Annotated in this window: 17 protein-coding genes and 1 tRNA gene; 8 read left to right on the top strand and 10 right to left on the bottom strand. The window is 29.0% G+C overall.

Annotated elements, in window-relative coordinates:
• Window positions 1-50 precede the first annotated feature (50 nt).
• Window positions 51-1,211 carry a peptidoglycan metallopeptidase Pgp5 gene (gene pgp5 / locus CQA75_RS05295; protein ID WP_137623991.1) on the top strand — a complete coding sequence of 387 codons (1,161 nt, stop codon included), beginning with the start codon at window positions 51-53 and terminating at the stop codon, window positions 1,209-1,211.
• Here pgp5 and CQA75_RS05290 read toward each other — a convergent pair.
• The 4 genes from CQA75_RS05290 to CQA75_RS05275 are packed head-to-tail and all read right to left on the bottom strand — an operon-like array spanning window position 1,208 to window position 5,215.
• A complete protein-coding gene (locus tag CQA75_RS05290) occupies window positions 1,208-1,411 on the bottom strand; it encodes a hypothetical protein (RefSeq protein WP_137623990.1) in 204 nt (67 codons plus the stop codon). The genes pgp5 and CQA75_RS05290 overlap by 4 nt on opposite strands.
• Before the next feature lie 4 nt (window positions 1,412-1,415).
• Complete coding sequence (locus CQA75_RS05285; protein ID WP_137623989.1) at window positions 1,416-2,096, bottom strand: polyphenol oxidase family protein; 681 nt, start codon at window positions 2,094-2,096, stop codon at window positions 1,416-1,418.
• A complete protein-coding gene (gene ribE, locus CQA75_RS05280) occupies window positions 2,060-2,668 on the bottom strand; it encodes a riboflavin synthase (RefSeq protein WP_137623988.1) in 609 nt (202 codons plus the stop codon). The genes CQA75_RS05285 and ribE overlap by 37 nt, the downstream gene beginning before the upstream one ends.
• Window positions 2,669-2,677: 9 nt before the next feature.
• Window positions 2,678-5,215 carry a hypothetical protein gene (locus CQA75_RS05275; RefSeq protein ID WP_137623987.1) on the bottom strand — a complete coding sequence of 846 codons (2,538 nt, stop codon included), beginning with the start codon at window positions 5,213-5,215 and terminating at the stop codon, window positions 2,678-2,680.
• Window positions 5,216-5,380: 165 nt separating this feature from the next.
• Between CQA75_RS05275 and groES the strand changes: the two genes are divergently transcribed.
• On the top strand, window positions 5,381-5,641 hold the full coding sequence (gene groES, locus CQA75_RS05270) for a co-chaperone GroES (protein ID WP_137623986.1): 261 nt from the start codon (window positions 5,381-5,383) through the stop codon (window positions 5,639-5,641).
• A gap of 18 nt (window positions 5,642-5,659) precedes the next feature.
• On the top strand, window positions 5,660-7,297 hold the full coding sequence (gene groL, locus CQA75_RS05265; protein WP_137623985.1) for a chaperonin GroEL: 1,638 nt from the start codon (window positions 5,660-5,662) through the stop codon (window positions 7,295-7,297).
• 43 nt (window positions 7,298-7,340) lie between these two features.
• Here the strand turns inward: groL and dccS are convergent, their stop codons facing one another.
• The 6 genes from dccS to htrA all read right to left on the bottom strand — a co-directional run bounded on the left by dccS (window position 7,341) and on the right by htrA (window position 12,840).
• Window positions 7,341-8,531: a two-component system sensor histidine kinase DccS gene (gene dccS / locus CQA75_RS05260; protein ID WP_137623984.1), complete on the bottom strand. Its 1,191-nt coding sequence runs from the start codon at window positions 8,529-8,531 to the stop codon at window positions 7,341-7,343.
• Window positions 8,524-9,189 (bottom strand): two-component system response regulator DccR, encoded by a 666-nt coding sequence (gene dccR, locus CQA75_RS05255; protein ID WP_137623983.1) that lies wholly within the window; start codon window positions 9,187-9,189, stop codon window positions 8,524-8,526. Before dccR ends, dccS begins: the two co-directional genes overlap by 8 nt.
• A 94-nt stretch (window positions 9,190-9,283) precedes the next feature.
• Window positions 9,284-9,358: transfer RNA gene (locus CQA75_RS05250), tRNA-Asn, on the bottom strand.
• A gap of 77 nt (window positions 9,359-9,435) precedes the next feature.
• Window positions 9,436-10,683 carry an ArsS family sensor histidine kinase gene (locus CQA75_RS05245; RefSeq protein ID WP_137623982.1) on the bottom strand — a complete coding sequence of 416 codons (1,248 nt, stop codon included), beginning with the start codon at window positions 10,681-10,683 and terminating at the stop codon, window positions 9,436-9,438.
• Window positions 10,680-11,354, bottom strand: a complete 675-nt coding sequence (locus CQA75_RS05240; RefSeq protein WP_137623981.1) for a response regulator transcription factor — start codon at window positions 11,352-11,354, stop codon at window positions 10,680-10,682. The genes CQA75_RS05245 and CQA75_RS05240 overlap by 4 nt, the downstream gene beginning before the upstream one ends.
• Before the next feature lie 76 nt (window positions 11,355-11,430).
• Window positions 11,431-12,840 (bottom strand): serine protease HtrA, encoded by a 1,410-nt coding sequence (gene htrA, locus CQA75_RS05235; protein WP_137623980.1) that lies wholly within the window; start codon window positions 12,838-12,840, stop codon window positions 11,431-11,433.
• A gap of 231 nt (window positions 12,841-13,071) precedes the next feature.
• On the opposite strand from htrA, the gene CQA75_RS05230 reads away from it, so the two are divergent.
• Genes CQA75_RS05230 through CQA75_RS05210 form a run of 5 tightly spaced genes read left to right on the top strand, consistent with a single transcriptional unit; the run spans window position 13,072 to window position 16,927 of the window.
• Window positions 13,072-13,959 (top strand): DnaJ C-terminal domain-containing protein, encoded by an 888-nt coding sequence (locus CQA75_RS05230; protein ID WP_137623979.1) that lies wholly within the window; start codon window positions 13,072-13,074, stop codon window positions 13,957-13,959.
• A gap of 10 nt (window positions 13,960-13,969) precedes the next feature.
• Window positions 13,970-14,344 carry a heat shock protein transcriptional repressor HspR gene (locus CQA75_RS05225; protein ID WP_137623978.1) on the top strand — a complete coding sequence of 125 codons (375 nt, stop codon included), beginning with the start codon at window positions 13,970-13,972 and terminating at the stop codon, window positions 14,342-14,344.
• Window positions 14,345-14,350: 6 nt separating this feature from the next.
• Window positions 14,351-15,973: a cation:proton antiporter domain-containing protein gene (locus CQA75_RS05220; protein ID WP_137623977.1), complete on the top strand. Its 1,623-nt coding sequence runs from the start codon at window positions 14,351-14,353 to the stop codon at window positions 15,971-15,973.
• An 8-nt stretch (window positions 15,974-15,981) separates the two neighbouring features.
• Window positions 15,982-16,314 carry a hypothetical protein gene (locus CQA75_RS05215; RefSeq protein ID WP_137623976.1) on the top strand — a complete coding sequence of 111 codons (333 nt, stop codon included), beginning with the start codon at window positions 15,982-15,984 and terminating at the stop codon, window positions 16,312-16,314.
• Window positions 16,307-16,927 carry an HAD family hydrolase gene (locus CQA75_RS05210; RefSeq protein WP_137623975.1) on the top strand — a complete coding sequence of 207 codons (621 nt, stop codon included), beginning with the start codon at window positions 16,307-16,309 and terminating at the stop codon, window positions 16,925-16,927. Before CQA75_RS05215 ends, CQA75_RS05210 begins: the two co-directional genes overlap by 8 nt.
• Window positions 16,928-16,930: the final 3 nt, after the last annotated feature.

Below are 16,930 nucleotides of genomic sequence, written 5' to 3'. Positions count from 1 at the left end.
AGTAAAATATAGATTTTAAATTTTCAAATCTATAAAAATCAAGGTTTTTTATGAGAAAAATTTTACTTTTATTTATATTTGTTATTCAAAGTTTTGCCGCCTTAAGCGTTGAAGAATTAACTTGGGATAATGGAGATACTTTACTTAAATTTTTACAACGAAATTCTATTCCGATGTCGCTTTATTATGGACTTGATAAAGAAGATCAAGAACTTGCTTCTGATATACTTTATAAAACAAGATATCAAATTTTAAAAGACGATAATAACAATATAGAGCAAGTTTTAATCCCGATAAGCGATGATTTGCAAATTCATATTTATAAAAATGAAAATAATCAATATGTACTAACCTTTACTCCAATTATTTATCAAATTGACAATAGAATTTTACATCTAACCATTAAAAATTCAGCCTATCAAGATGTTTATGAAGAAAGTGGAAGTAGCACTTTAGCTCGTGCAATGGTTCGAGCTTTTAAAGGGATTAATTTTAGAAATATCCAAAAAGGAGATGAAATAACGCTTTATTATGAGCAAAAAAGACGTATGGGAAAACTATGGGGGGATATTACAATTAAAATGGCCACGGTGGAAATTAATAAAAATATCCAAGAAGTTTTCTCCTACAATGATACTTTTTATGATCGACAAGGTAGAGAATTAGATAATTTTTTACTGACAAAACCTGTTAATTATATAAGAATTTCTTCTCCTTTTAGTACTGCCAGATATCATCCTATACTTAAACGTTACCGCGCACATCTTGGTATAGATTATGCTGCACCTACTGGCACACCTGTTAAAAGCGCTGGCAAAGGAACGATTATTTTTGTTGGAACAAAAGGAGGATATGGAAACGTAGTGCAGGTAAAACATGAAGGAGGATATACAACTTTATATGCACATTTAAGTCGTTTTGCTAAAATAAAAACAGGTCAAAGAGTCAATCAAGGACAAATCATTGCCTATGTAGGATCAACGGGAATGAGTACAGGCCCTCATTTACATTTTGGAGTATATCTTAATAACAAAGCCATTAATCCAGCATCAGTTGTAAAAATTGCCAAGTCCGAATTAAAAGGAAAACAAAAAGAGGAATTTGAAAACACTATAGCCCAATATGAAAAAACTGTTCAAGAGGCTTTAAACAATCATCAACCAAATCCTCCAAAAGAAGAAGATTTTGAAAATTATATAGAATTAAATTAATTGCTAAGCAAAGCCTTGTCTTTAGCTTCTATTAAAGAATTTAAAAGAGCGATCAGCTCTTCTTTTTCTTTAGACTCTATTTCATTAAAAACTGAATTAACAAGTTGATGAACTAAAATTTCATTACATAGATCCAAATCACCAAATTCTCTAGCCTTTTGAATGATCTTTAAAACCCTTAAATCTTTTTTTTCATACATTAAATCAATCCTTTAAATAAATCACACTCACAAAACGTTTTTGTGTTTTATTTCTACGATAAGAAAAAAAATCTTTGTTTTCAAAGCTACAAATTTCAGAGTCTAAAATATGATTTATATTTAAATTTTTAGCTTGAAATTTGACTAAAGATTTCAAATCTAACCGATTATCTAATAAAAAATCTTTAAAATTTTGCTTTGCAAAATTTAAAATATCTCCACTAATTTCATAATTTTTCCAACAAATACTTGGCATAATAAAAAGATGAAATTTAGTTTTATCTAAATTTGGATTTTCTAAAATAATCTTATCTACACATTTTTTTAAAATATTTTCAAAACTTCCTTTTCTACCAGAATGTAAAGCCGCTATAATGCCATCTTCATGATACAATAACAAAGGTAAGCAATCAGCACTTAAAACACAAAGTGCGGTATTTATTTTCTTAGTGATTAAACCATCACAGGTTAGATCTTTTAAATTTGTATCATAATTTTGCACTAAATCAGAATGAATTTGATCCATAAAAACACATTCTAAAATACCCTCAAAACCCAGATGGGAAAATAAATTTTGCTTAAAAGAGTTAGCTCTAAAAATATTATAATCTTGATCATAAGCACAAAAAACACTTACTTTTTCATTGTCTAATAAAGATAAGAAATTTTGTCTATTTCTTTCCATGATATTTCCTTAGCGTTTTTTAGTTGTGCGTGTATATATCTAGCAAGTAAATCAGTTTCGATATTGATTTTTCTACCTACCTTATATCCTTTAAAAAGAGTTTCTCTAAAAGTAATAGGAATAATAGTCAATCTGATCTGATTTTCAAAAACCTCATTCACAGTCAAACTCACCCCATCAATCCCTATACTACCCTTAGAGGCAACAAATTTCATCGCATCTTTAGGTAAGGAAATAAAAAAATCCACCCCATTTTCATCTTGATGAATTTTTTCTAGTGTTCCTATAAAATCAATATGTCCTTGCATTAAATGTCCATCGATTCTATCTCCAAACCTTAAAGCCGGCTCTATATGGACATTTTCTTTTAAATTTTGTACCGCTATATGCAAACGACTTTCATGAGAAAGCTCAACCTCAAAACCATCATGATGAATTTTTGTTACACTTAAACAAGCCCCATTAACGGCTATACTATCTCCTAAATTCGGTTTATAATGCGCTTTTAATCTTAAAATATTATTCTGATAAGATGCAACCTGTGCAATTTCTCTTATAAGACCGTTAAACATTAAATTTCCTTAAAATATCTTGTTTATTATCTTATTAATTGCTTTATCCACTTTTTTATTTTTATCCGTAACATCATTGTTTTTTACACCAAATATATTTTTTACAGAATCAACAACACTGCTTGCATCTAATTTTATTTTAGGATTATCAGTCGTTCCTGTAATATTTCCTTTAAAATCAACCTTATCGATTTTAGCATTAAAAGGAAGATTTAAAGAACCACTTTTTGAATTAAGCTCTCCTGAATTTATAAGAATACTAGCATTATCAGCTTGCATATTTAAATTCAGCTTTATATTTTCTTTATTGATTAATGCTTTTGCGTTTGCCGTATGAAAAACTTTTTGAGTAAAATCTTTAAAAGTTAAAACTTTTAACGCCGTTGTAATAGCGTTTGACTTAAGCTTTCCTTCTTTGATATCTAAATTGACCTCACCTTTTTCATTTGATATATCATAATTTGCTTTTACATTAGCCTTACCTTGATAAACATCCATAACACCTATTCCTTGGGCTAAAGTATCCAAATCTACATTGTTTAAATCAGCATTAATAATATTATCTTTTAAAATTGCGTTTAAAGCTCCGTTGAATAAATTTTTGCTCATGATATTAAAATTTAAAGTTTTATCATAGCTAACATCACCATTAAAACTCGCAGAACCTTTAAGTTTTCTATCTAGCAAAAATCCTAATTTAGAAAAATCATTAACGTCTAAAACAAAATTGGATTTTAAATTTATTTTATTGATATCAAAACTGCCTTTTAAATGTGTAAGATTAGCTAAGGTAGAATTTAAAGCATTGTCAAATTGAGCGATATTATTTTTTAAAACTATATTTGAATTTAGATCATAATTTACATTATTTGGAAATTTTTTATTTAAAATTTTACTTAAAATTACAGAATTTAAAATACCCTTGACTTTTAAATTCAAATTACCATTTAAATTTTTAAAATCAACATTATCCAAATGTGCTTTTGCATTAATATCTCCACTTGCATAATTTGGCATGCCTACAATCACCAAAAGCTTTGAAAGATCAAGTTTATTAATATTTAAATCCAATTTTTCACCATTAGAATTTGCTTTTATAATTCCATTAGCAATATTTGCATCCGCGCTTAAATTTTTTATCTTAGATCCTATAAGATGAGCTTTTGCGTTTAACTCTGCATTACCTTGTAGTTTTTGTCCTGCAATAGCACTAAATTGGGATAAATCATCGATAAAAGAATTTAAATCTGTATTGAGTTCTTTATTTTTTAGATTATAAGTTCCAGATAATTTTTTGATATTTAATAAATTAGAAGCCAAAATCGCATTGTAAGCAATATTGCTATTTTTACCAACCGCTTTTGCATTAAAACTAAAACTTGTATTTGGAAGTTCTATATGGGCGATTTTTTTAAGCTCTTCGGTGTTTATTTTTGCATTATTGACTTTTGCTTCAGCGTTAAAATTTGCAAAATCAAGCCCTATGCTGCTTAAATTAGCATTCAAACTACCATTAATCAAGCTGCCATACCCAGCAATGGCTAAAATTTTTCCTAAATCTGCATTATCAATTTGAGCGAGTAATTGATTGTTTTTAAAACCGGCCTTAATTTCACCGCCCAATCCTATAACATTGGCATTCAAAGTTTGTAAGGAATTGTTCTCCAAACTTAAGTCTCCTATGGTTTGTAAATTACCATTTAATTTTGTTTTTGTCAGTTTTTCAAGTTTAGCCAGACTAGGAATTTTTAAATCAAAATCAGTAAAAAGGGTATTATTAGATAAATTATATAAAGTTTTTTGAGTTTGCAAATTTAAATAATCATTATAAACCTTACTTATAGCATAAATTTTATCGTCTTTTATATTTGCCAAAATTTGAGCTTTTAAATTTGAATTTTCAGGTAAGTCTAATCCGAATTCTTTTTTAATCATGGCATAGTTTATATAACTATTATCAAGTTTTATTATAATATTCCCATCAGGTTTTAAATCTTTTGCACTGATTTTACTTGCTATATCTAAAGTTCCTTTTGCTAAATTTGCTCGACCAAAAAGCCCTAACAATTCTGAAATTTGCATATCTTGAGCACTTAAATTTAAAGCAATAGGAGAATAATCATAAATGCGTGCATTTAATAAAACATCAGATCCAAACAAATAACCCTTACCATTAGCAGTAAAATCACTTGCTTTTCCTTGAATTTTCCCTCCAAAAGCTAAATTTTCTTTTAAATTTAAACCTAAATTTTGAGCATAATTTTTATTTAATTTAACGATATAATCAAGATCAAAACCTAATTTAAAAAGATTTAATTTTCCATACAAATCAAGATTAACCATATTGGCCAAACTAAGCTGAAGATCAACACTAGAAAAACGAAGTTTAAAACGCGTAATATTTACATCAAGTCCAGAACTTTCTTTGATCTTATTTTGAGCTATATTGGCAACGATACCATTACCAAAGCCTGTAAATAATATTACATAAGAAGCTATTATAAGCACCGCAATTAAAGCAAGTATTGTATAGAAAATTTTTTTCATTTTTTTATCCTTATAAGTTAATTTATAAAAAAACTTTAGTCAATTTAACTAAAGTTATATAAATATTTTTACTAAAAGTATTGACAAAATTCATTTTTTATAGTATGATTTTATCACTCTAAATTAAAGAGTGCTAGAAATCAATATTATATAAGGATGGACAAAATGAATTTTCAACCTTTAGGAAAACGTGTTTTAATCAAACGCGTAGAAGAAACTAAAACAACATCTTCAGGTATAATTATACCAGATAATGCTAAAGAAAAACCACTAATGGGAGAGGTAATTGCAGTAAGTAAAGAAATAAGTGATATATCAAGTGGTGATAAAATTATGTTTTCCAAATACGGTGGAACTGAAATTAAACTTGACAATGATGAGTATCTAGTACTAAATATAGATGATATTTTAGGAATTTTAAAATAATTTAAAAAAGGATTAACGATGGCAAAAGAAATTATTTTTTCAGATGAAGCAAGAAATAAACTTTATGAGGGCGTTAAAAAATTAAATGACGCTGTAAAAGTAACTATGGGGCCAAGAGGTCGCAATGTTTTAATCCAAAAAAGCTTTGGTGCTCCAACAATCACAAAAGACGGTGTTAGTGTTGCTAAAGAAGTTGAATTAAAAGATTCTTTAGAAAATATGGGTGCTTCTTTAGTAAGAGAAGTTGCGAGCAAAACAGCTGATCAAGCAGGTGATGGAACAACAACGGCAACTGTTTTAGCTCATGCTATTTTCAAAGAAGGCTTAAGAAATATCACAGCAGGAGCTAATCCTATTGAAGTTAAACGCGGTATGGATAAAGCTTGTGAAGCTATCGTAGCTGAACTTAAAAAACTTTCTCGTGAAGTTAAAGATAAAAAAGAAATAGCTCAAGTTGCTACTATTTCAGCAAATTCTGATGAAAAAATCGGAAATTTAATCGCTGATGCTATGGAAAAAGTAGGCAAAGATGGTGTAATAACTGTTGAAGAAGCTAAGTCAATTAATGATGAATTAAATGTTGTTGAAGGTATGCAATTTGATAGAGGATATTTAAGCCCTTATTTTATCACAAATGCAGATAAAATGTTGGTAGAACTTTCAAATCCTTACATTTTACTTTATGATAAAAAAATATCAAGCTTAAAAGATTTATTGCCAATTTTAGAGCAAATTCAAAAAACAGGCAAACCTCTTTTAATCGTCGCTGAAGATATTGAAGGTGAAGCACTTGCAACTTTAGTTGTAAATAAATTAAGAGGTGTTTTAAATATTTCAGCTGTAAAAGCACCTGGTTTTGGCGATAGAAGAAAAGCTATGCTTGAAGATATTGCTATTTTAACAGGCGGAGAAGTGATTTCTGAAGAGCTTGGAAGAACTTTAGAAAGTGCAACTTTAGAAGATCTAGGACAAGCTTCAAGCGTGATCATCGATAAAGATAATACAACTATCGTAAATGGTGTAGGTGAAAAAGCAAATATTGATGCAAGAATCAATCAAATCAAAGCTCAAATCGCTGAAACAACAAGTGATTATGATAAAGAAAAATTACAAGAAAGACTTGCAAAATTAAGCGGTGGCGTAGCTTTAATCAAAGTTGGAGCTGCAACTGAAACTGAAATGAAAGAGAAAAAAGACCGCGTTGATGATGCTTTAAGCGCAACAAAAGCTGCTGTTGAAGAAGGTATAGTAATTGGTGGTGGCGCTGCACTTATTAAAGCAAAATCAAAAATCAAACTAGATCTTAAAGGCGATGAAGCTATTGGAGCAGCAATAGTAGAAAGAGCTTTAAGAGCACCTTTAAGACAAATTGCTGAAAATGCTGGTTTTGATGCAGGTGTTGTTGTTAATACTGTAGAAAATACAAAAGACGAAAATACAGGTTTTGATGCTGCTAAAGGCGAATATGTAGATATGTTTGCTTCTGGTATTATCGATCCTGTTAAAGTAGAAAGAGTTGCTTTACTTAATGCAGTATCTGTAGCAAGTATGCTTTTAACGACTGAAGCAACCATCAGCGAAATTAAAGAAGACAAACCTGCTATGCCTGATATGAGTGGCATGGGTGGAATGGGAGGCATGGGTGGAATGATGTAATTTCCACCTAAGCTAAAATCAAGTCAGCTTTCTGACTTGATTTTCACCAACTTAATTTAAAAACACTTCCTTCATTCTCTATAGATTCACAAACAATCTTTATATTATTATCATGACAAATCTTTTTTACTAACGATAAGCCTATACCAAAACCTCCTTGATCTTTGTTAAATCTTGCATAACGATCGAAAATAAATTTCAAATTCTCTTTTGAAATGCCACAACCTGTATCAGCGATACTTAAAAAATTATCTTTTAGTTTTATAAAAATAGTTCCATTTTTTTTATTGTATTTAATGGCATTGCTTAAAAGATTATCCAAAAGTTTTGAAATTTGATTTTTAGTAGCAAAAATCATAACTTCATTATCCAATTTAAGATCTAAATTGATCTTTTTTTGCTCAAAAAATAATTTAAAATATTCTATCCTTTCTTCAAGTAAATTTTTGAGATTAAATTCTTCTTTTTCACTTTCTAAAGTATTAGGAAAATTATAAAAAACCAAATCAGAATATACTTGAGATAAACTTTTTGCTGCAATTTTTATACGTTTAAATTTATTGTTATCTAAATTTTGCCGTTCGAGTTGCTCTATACTCATTAAAATAACACTTAATGGCGTATTTAATTCGTGTGTAGAATCTTTGATAAATCGATTTAAAACAGTAATTTTATCCTCTAAAGGCCTTAAAGCAATTTTAACTAATATATAAGCAATGAGTCCTAAAACAAAAAAAGCTAAAAAAGAAAAACTAAAAACCTTAACTCTAATCCAAAAAAGTTCCTTGCTAACATCTTCTCCTTGAATTAAAACCTTTAAGCCATTTTCTTGGGTTAAATCCTCATTTCTTGAGTATTGCAAATAATACAAATCCGTACTCATAGGAAAAATAAAAAATACCTTTCCATCATAAATTCCCCTTCCTTTAAATTCAATTTTTGCTTTTCTAAAATCAAAATTTAGATTATTAAAAATCGTATGATTATTGTCAAAAATTGCAAAATTCAATCCTGAACTTTCTGCTATATTTTTAGCACTTGTAGCGATCGGGGTAAAGCGAGAATTGATAATATTAATCACGATATTTCTATGAATTTCTCTTAAAGAACCACTCCTTAAAATCACCAATTCTTCATACAATTTTTGATACCAAATGACAAAAAAGAAAGCTAAGAAAAAACCTGTTGTTGTAAGATAAATGAGTAAAATTTGCCTGATAACTTTTTTACTCATAACGATAACCTCGGCCTCTTTGATTGATAATTTTTTCTTTGCCTAATAATTTTCTTAAATTTTTAATATAAGCTCTTAAACTAAGTTCGCTTGGCTCTTCATTGTAATCCCAAAGTTCTTCAAAAATCTTTTCTGCACTTAAAAAAATATTTTTATTTTTTAACAATAAAGATAAAAGTTTAATCTCTTTACTTGGCAAAGATAAGGGTTTATCAAAATGAAAAAGAATTTGAGATGTAAAATTAAATTTAAAACCATTGCCCAAATCTTCAAAATCTTCATTCTTATGAGAAAAAGATCTTTTCAACAAGGCTTTTATACGTATAGCAAGTTCGGCTAATTCAAAAGGCTTTTTTATATAATCATCACAACCTGAACTAAAGCCTTCTTTTAAATCATCTACTGTATTTAAGGAAGTCATAAAAATAGCGGGTGTTTCTTTTCCGCAACTGCGTAAATCTTTAAGCAAGGAAAAACCATCTCCTAATGGAACTTTTACATCTAAAATCCACAAATCAAAATACTTTTCATAGGCTAAATTTAAAGCTTCTTGGGCATCAGCGCAAACACTAACTTCATATCCTTCATCGCTTAAAAATTCTTCTATAATTTCGCTTAAGCTTAAATCGTCTTCTAAAAGCAAAATTTTTGTTGCCATAATTTTAATCCCTTTTATTTTCTGACAATTATACAAAAAATGATTATTAATTTGAAAGTAAAAATGAAATAAAAAGATATTTTGAAGTAAAAAGTGGCTCCGGATGTAGGATTCGAACCTACGACCAATCGGTTAACAGCCGACTACTCTACCGCTGAGCTAATCCGGAACATCAAAGTTTTAAAAATGTAATTATATTTAAAATTAATACCTTTGTCAAGATTTTTTGCAAATTTTTTTAAAAAATTATTCTTTTACTATAATATTATCCAAACCGATAAAATAAAAATGATTCACTCCATCTTTATAATCATAATCAAGTTTCATATCATGGGCTTCTAAAATCGTATTAACTATATAAAGCCCTAGTCCAAAACTTGATTTTTGCTTTGTGCCTTGAGTAAAAGCTTGAGTGTAATATTCTAAGGTATTATTAAGTTCAGGGCCACAATTTTTAAAACATATATAATTATCTTTAATGCAAATTTCCACAAAACCATCTTGAGAATGTTTGATGCCATTATCGATCATATTTTTAATCGCTGTTGTAAAAAGTTTAAAATCCACATTAACAAAAAAGCTTTCACCCATAAAAATACGAATATTATTATCATCACGCATCGCTATTTCTTTAGCCTCATCTAAAACATCTAAAATATTGTATTTTTTTCTATTGATGAAGGCGGCTCCTGAAGTTACCTGCTCTATCGCGGCAAATTCATTGATTAAAATTTCAAGTCGATTAAATATGCCGTCTAATCTTTCCTTATATTTATTATCCTCTAGCATTTCAAGAGTAATAAGTCCTTTTGTAATTGGAGTTTTTAATTCATGCATAATATTTCTTAAAAAAAATTGGCGTGATTGATTGAGTTTTCGAATTTGCAAAATAGCTTGATAAAAAGCTTCACTCACTTGAGAAATTTCATCTGCTCCCGTGCTAACATCCTCAATATCACTAAGTCTTCCTTCTGCAAATTTATCAATTTGTTTTTTCAAAGCTTTTAAAGGTTTTAATTTTTTAAAAATAAAAATATAAAGCAAAATAAGTATGCAAATAACAGCTACTGCAATCGCTTTTATAATAAAATATCTATAAGTTTGATAATCTTGATCTTTATAAAGATTAATCTTTCCATCATAAATAATATTTAAATAAACTTGATTGTCATAAGAAATAATCTCTATTAGGCCATTATTAACTTCAACTCGAGCAAGAACATCTCCACTAAAAAGAATTTTACGAATTTGCTTTGGATTTACAATTTGCTGCATTTTATTATAATTTTTTGTTTGCTCTTCAAATTCTTTTTCATTGATAACTCCAGCAAAATACAAAAGTCTAGCGTTAGCAATTAAAGAATATTTTGTATTTAATTCTCTTGTATAATTTTGCTGATCGTATTCAATTAGCCATAAAAACCCTAAAACAACACTCACTCCAGCAAAAATAAAAATAAAAGTGATGGTATAAAAAATCGAAGATTTATTCATTGAGTTAATTTATAACCTATCCCTCTGATAGAATGTATATATTTTGGCGTTTTTGGATCATCTCCCATTTTTTGACGAATTCGGCTGATGATAACATCTATACTTTTATTACTAGAATCTTCACTGATAGAAGAACAATTATACACAAGCTCTTCCCTACTTACAACCCCGCCTTCTTTTTTGATCAAATAACTTAAAATATCAAATTCAGCATTGGTTAAAATGAGTTCTTGTCCCTTCATTGAAATTGTGTGTTTATATTGATCATAAACAAGATCTTTAACGCTTTTAGCAAGAGTGCTTTTTGTATTTGAAATCCTTCTTAAATGACTTTTAATGCGTGCTTGAAGTTCTTTAGGATTATAAGGCTTTGGCAAATAATCATCCGCGCCAAGCTCTAAAGCATTGACTTTATCTGTAATATCATGTCTAGCACTTGAGATGATAATAGGAGTATCATACTTTTTACGAATTTCCTCGCACACTTCAAGTCCGTCAAGTCCTGGCAAAGAAAGATCTAAAATAATCAATTGATATTCTTTTAAAGCAAGTTTTGAAAGTCCTATATAAGGCTCATGAGCTATATCGACTTTCATATCAAATTTTTCTAAGTATTCAGCAGTAATTTCAGCTAATTCTAAATCATCTTCTATCATAAGAATATTTGTCATTATATTCCTTTTAATTAATCTTAAAATATAATTTTAAACTAAAATTTATAACGAAAGGAAAATCCTTTCGTAAAAATTATCTTAGCACCAATAAAGTAGTAAAGCCGTTTCTATACACCCAAATTTTCATAAATTCTTTTTTATTGACTTGCTTTAAAGCTTGATCTAAATCTTTTAAATTTTTAATTTCATCTTGCCCTATACCTATAATCACATCTCCTTCTTTAAATCCAACCTCTTCTGCTTTACTTTTACTCTTAACCTTCTCTACCAAAACTCCGTTAATATCTCTTGGAAGTTGCAAACGATCTTTTAATCTAGGATCTAAATTCCTTAAACTCAATCCTTCGATTAAATTATTCTGCACCCCTTTATTTTCTTTTTCTCCCTTAAGAGTAAAGCTTGTTTGCTTATTGCTTCCATCTCTTTCATAATCAATTACTACTTTTTCTCCAATCTCAAGAGTTCCTATGTAATTTTTTAAATCAATTGGACTTTTAATAACCTTACCATTTACCTTGATCACCAAATCTCCTCGTTTCAATCCAGCTTCATCAGCACTAGATCCTTTTTGAACATCTGTGATTAAAGCACCTTCTTGATTTTTGTAAGCTTTTTTAGTTTCTCCTTGCAAGGCTGAAATGGTTACCCCTAAAAATCCTCTTTCAATTTTACCTTTTTCAATGAGTTTTTTCGCTATATCTTCAACCATATTGGAAGGAATAGCAAATCCTATACCATTATTGCCACCTCCACGAGAAAGTATAGCAGAGTTAATCCCTACTAAAAATCCACGACTATCAACTAAAGCACCACCTGAATTTCCTGGATTAATAGACGCATCTGTTTGTATGAAATTTTCATACTGATTAAGGCCAATATTATCTTTATTTAATGCTGAAATAATTCCACTTGTAACGCTAAAGCCAACCCCAAAAGGATTTCCCAAAGCAAAAACAACATCACCCTCCATTAAATTATCTGAATTAGCAAAAGTAATAGCTGAAAGATTTTTAGCTTCTATCTTAATCACCGCTAAGTCTGTTTTTGGATCTTTTCCTATTAATTTAGCTTTATATTCTGTATCACTTCCTGGTAAATTTACAGTGATTGTATCCGCATCTTCTACAACGTGATTATTAGTTACTATATAACCATCCTTTGAAATGATCACTCCAGAACCTAAAGAACTAATCACCTCTTTATCACTTTTGTTTTTTCTTTGAGGGATATCGAAAAATTGTTTAAAATAAGGATCATCAAAAAAATCATCCAAAGGACTAAAATTATTTGTTCTTGTTATGGTTTTTGAGGTTGAAATATTAACAACTGATTTTTTAGCATCCTTAATAGAATCATGATAACTCAATATAACCCCACCATCTGCTGGATTAACACGATTAGCTGATGAAGTTGATTCATTAAAATTGATACTTGTTGCAAATAAAGCACTTGCTAAACCTATTGATAAAAAAATCTTTTTCATAATTCTTCCTTTCTATATTAGAAAATTTACATGTTCTAATTATGATTTTATTTGTAAAAATATTTTTACATAAGTTATAGTATAAAATCAAAAATTTACAAAATTGTAAATAAAAAACTTGAGTGATAAAAATTGATAAAACTTGATTGACTTAGACTAAAGTTTTTGATATAATTTTTAATCCTAAAAATAAATTATTTTATTAACTAAACAACCAAAGGAAGATAAAAAATGAATAGTTTATATGAAACTCTTGGAGTATCTAAAAATGCAAGTTCTGATGAAATAAAAAAAGCCTATCGTCGCTTAGCAAGACAATATCATCCAGATATCAATAAAGAAAAAGGAGCTGAAGAAAAATTTAAAGAAATTAATGCCGCTTATGAAATTTTAAGCGATGAAAAAAAACGTGCTCAATATGATCAGTACGGAGATTCTATCTTTGGTGGGCAAAGTTTTCATGATTTTTCAAGAAATACGGGTGGCATCAATTTAGATGATATTTTAAAAGATTTATTTGGAGGAGGATTTGGAGGATCTTCTCACGGAAGTCGTTTCGGTGGATTTTCTTCTAAAGGCTTTGGAGGATTTGGAAATTTTGAAGAAGAAAATTTGGATACAACTATAGAATTAACCATTCCTTTTGAAAAGGCTATCACAGGTGGGGAATATCATTTTAACTTTCAAGGAGAAAATATCAAATTTAAAATTCCTCATGGAATCAAAGAAGGTGAAAAACTTAGAATTCGCGGCAAGGGAAAAAGTGCTTACAATAAGGCGCGTGGAGATCTTATCATCATCGTTAAACTTGAGGAAAGTAAGATATATCAAAGAGAAGATGATGATTTATATCAAAAAATAGATATTCCACTTAAAACCGCTTTATTTGGTGGAAAAATCACAATTAAAACATTTAAAGAAGATAAAAAAGAAGCAAAAATTACCATAGCTCCAAATTCAAAAAATGGACAAAAAATACGCCTAAAAGGATATGGGGTACAAAATAGAAAAAATAATATTTACGGGGATTTGTATTTAATTTTAAATGTTATTTTACCCAATACAGAAACATTGGATGAAAAATTTATCGAACTTTTAAAAGAAAAACTTCCAGAATAAGGAGAAAATGATGGATCACCATTATGACGAACCTGTATATTTAATAAGCGTTGTTGCTAAGGTTTTAAGCATACATCCACAAACCTTAAGACAATACGAAAGAGAAGGATTAGTAGAACCAAGCCGGACTGATGGCAAAATAAGACTCTATTCTCAAAGAGATATTGATCGTATTAAATTGATTTTGCGTTTAACTCGCGATATGGGAGTTAATTTAGCAGGAGTTGATGTTATATTAAAATTAAAAAATCAAATCCATGAATTTGAAAATTTAATTGATGAATTGCGTTTAGAACTTAGCAAACAAAAAAATCCAGGTGCTGCCTCAAAGGCTGTCGTTAAACATAAAAATAGTTTTGATTTAATTTTTTATGAAAAAAAATAAAAAAATATGGATAATTTTCTAGAAATTTTTCTGATTGCAGCAGCAATAGCTATCGTCTTAAATGTCATTTTAAAAAAATTTGAAATTCCTACTATTATTGGCTATATAGCAGCAGGAGAAATTATTTCTGAAATTTATCATTTAAGCGGCAAAGGTGAAATAACTCATATTGCTGAATTTGGTATTGTTTTTTTGATGTTTACTATTGGACTTGAATTCTCTTTTAAGCATTTGATGGCTATGAAACAAGAAGTTTTTCTAAATGGATCTTTGCAAATGCTTACTTGTGGATTTGTATTTACTTTAATTGTTATGGGAATTTTTTCCCTTGAAGATAAAAGTGCAACAGTAGTAGGTTTTGCCTTAGCACTCTCTTCCACAGCTGTAGTTTTAAAAATTTTAAATGACAATGGGGATATCAATGAACAATACGGAAGAAAAGCTTTAGGAATTTTACTTTTTCAAGATATAGCCGTTATCCCTTTGCTTTTGCTTGTTGATATACTTTCATCGAATAATCAAAATATAGAACAAGTTTTACTCACATCGCTTGTTTCTGCTATCCTTTTAATCGCTTTACTTTTTCTCATAGGAAAATATTTAGTCGATCGAATTTTTAGACTTATTATTAGAACTTCTTCTCAAGAAATTTTCATAGGTACCATTTTATTTATGGTTATTGGAGCAAGTTTTTTAGCAAATTATTTTGGATTTTCCTATTCTTTGGGTGCTTTTATAGCCGGAGCATTGATCGCAGAAACAAAATATAAACATAAAATTGAAGCGGATTTGATTCCTTTTAGGGATTTGCTTTTGGGGCTTTTTTTTATGACAGTAGGTATGCAAATTCAACTCAATGTTATAGCGGAAAATTGGTTTTTAATTTGCATCTTGACCCTAATTGTTATGCTTATGAAATTTGGCATAATCTTTGGATTTTTATTTCTTTATACCAAAAAAAGAGTTGCTCTAAAAACCGCCTTTTCTATTGCACAAATTGGAGAATTTGCTTTAGCGATTTTTTCTCTTTTGCAAGCTAAAAATATGCTCGATGTTAAAACTTCACAAATTTTAATTGTAGTTTCCATAATCACGATGATTATTACACCTTTTATACTCAACAATATACGAAAAATTACCAATGTAGTTGAAGATATTACTCTAAATACAAACACAATCCAAAGCACCCATCAAAGCAATCTAAAAAATCATCTTGTCATTTTTGGATACGGTCGTTTAGGTCAAGAAATGGTGCAAAGAATCAAAAATACTGGGGTGCCTTATTTGGTTTTAGAAAGTGATTTAAATCTAGTTGAATTAGGAATTAGTCGCGGAGAAAATGTGATTTTTGCAAATGCAGCCCAAGAAGAAACTCTAAAAATTGCCAATATTGAAGAATGTGCAGTCGCAATTATCACCATCACTAACGAAGCAAAACTTGAAATGCTCTGCCAACTTTTATCATCTTATCCAAAACCTATAGATACTATTATCCATGTTAATGGAAATCTTAAAAAAATGCTTTTTTCAAGCATTGATGATAATATTCGCATTGTAAGATCAGAAAAAATTCTAGCTCGAAATTTAGTTCAAGAAGCATTAGAATGTAGAATTCATAAAAACACCTAAGGATTATTTTGACAAAAATCAATGAAAAAACATTAAGAGTAAAATATCTAAGATTATTAGAAAAATTTGCTAATACAGCAAAATCTTGTCTAAAAAGAGAGGATTTTGATTTAGAAAAATTTCAAGAAAGAATGCAAAAAAACAAAAAAAACTTAGAAAAATGTCAAGCAGCGATTTTAAATTCAACCTATGGTAAAGCTTTGGAAAATTTTGTTAATGCTTGTCTTGATTTTTCACTAAAAAAAGAAGAACTCTTAAGCCTTGCAAATGCTTTAGATAAGCTAAAAAATCAAAATCATAAAGAAAAACACAAAAACTATTTAAAGGATTATAATGATTAATGTATTTTTTGATATGGATGGAACCTTAATTGATAGTGCAAATGCAATTTCTTGCGCCGTTAATGAAATTCGTGCAAATCTCAATCTAAGCGCCCTAAAAAAAGAAGAAATAATTAAGATCATTAATACTCCAAATATAGATTGGGGTAAAGAACTTTATAATATAGACAATTTCCATCATTCTAGCTTTAAAGATGGTTTTGAAAAATATTTTATCAAACACTATGAACAAAGCGTGATACTCTTTGAAGGAGTTATAGATCTTTTAAAATTTTTAAAAAGTAAAAATTGCTTTTTAGCCATCGCAACAAATGCGCCTCAAAGCTCGCTTACAAGCATTCTTAAAAAGCATGAAATCATTCCATATTTTGATAAAATTTTAGGTGTAAGCATAGGCATAGAACCTAAGCCAAGCCCACAAATGCTTCAACTTCTTATGGATGAAGCCCCTTATCAAACTAGCATTTTTATAGGCGATAGTCAAAAAGACAAAGAATGTGCTAAAAATGCAAAAATTCCGTATTATCACGCTAGATGGTATCAAAAAAATTTACAAGAAAATGAATTTGGCGATGCGCAAACTTTAAAAGAATACTTATTAAAATATTTATGAGTT

This window comes from Campylobacter taeniopygiae (assembly GCF_005406225.1).
In the GTDB taxonomy this organism is placed as follows: domain Bacteria; phylum Campylobacterota; class Campylobacteria; order Campylobacterales; family Campylobacteraceae; genus Campylobacter_D; species Campylobacter_D taeniopygiae.
This window is presented reverse-complemented; position numbering and strand designations above follow the sequence as displayed.